1 protein-coding gene is annotated in these 969 nt (G+C 34.5%); it reads left to right on the top strand.

From position 1 onward, the window contains the following. The first annotated feature begins 94 nt into the window (after positions 1-94). Positions 95-961: an MqnA/MqnD/SBP family protein gene (locus AOG55_RS00155; RefSeq protein ID WP_054963780.1), complete on the top strand. Its 867-nt coding sequence runs from the start codon at positions 95-97 to the stop codon at positions 959-961. Positions 962-969 lie beyond the last annotated feature (8 nt).

A 969-nucleotide genomic window follows, 5' to 3' on the forward strand; every position in this document is an offset into this window, starting at 1 on the left:
TATAATGTGTTTCATAATTTTTATTTTAAATATTAAATAAAAATATTCATTCAACTCTAATAAAAATTTAAATAAAGTTTATCCATATTTAATTATGGAAACAATAAAAATTGGAGCACTGGCAGATTCCGGAGACCTTTATCCATTTATCCCAATGATACTTGGTAAGGTCAGGCCGGCAGATTTTGATATAGAGTTTGAGTTTATACCAACTGTTCAGGAGGTAAATGATAAGGTTGTTAAAAGGGAGGTTGATATATCTGTGCCCTCAGCCGCACTTTATCCATATATACAGAATAATTATTACATACTTTCAAGTGCAGTTGCCTCGGCAGTTGATGGTATTACAGGCATGCCCGTACTCTCAGTGGATGACATCACCATGGATGACCTTCCAAACTCAAAGATTATTGTTCACGGGTTAAACACCACCGCCTTTAATTTGTATAAATTGCTTATAGGCAAATACAAAAAACTGGTTGTTGTTCACAGGGTTCTTGATGAGATTAATGCCATGGTTAATGAGGACGGTGTTATGGTTGCTGTCCATGAGTTAAAGGCAATGTATGATCTAAAAAAGATGGGAATAACCCCGAAAAGAATTGTTAGCATGTGGGATATGTGGAAGAATTTATCAGGGAACAAACCGATGCCAATGGGAATGGTTGTTATTAATTCTGATCTGGGCGAGGAAACAGCATTGAAATTCAAAGAATTTTATAATAAAAGCAAGAAATATGCGGAGGAACACATGGATGAAATTTTGCCTGAGGATATAAGACTTATGAGGGAAATCCAGAATGCCAATATAGAGGAGGATGTTATTAAGGGTACAATAGGGGCTGATGTCAAAGAATATAATGTTAATTTGAACGATGTAAAATCTGGATTAGAATTCTTCTATGGAATAATGCAGCAAAAAAATCTTTTACCTGGGGTTAATGAGCTTAGGTTAATATAAATTTTAAA

This window comes from Acidiplasma cupricumulans, assembly GCF_001402935.1.
Taxonomy (GTDB): domain Archaea; phylum Thermoplasmatota; class Thermoplasmata; order Thermoplasmatales; family Thermoplasmataceae; genus Acidiplasma; species Acidiplasma aeolicum.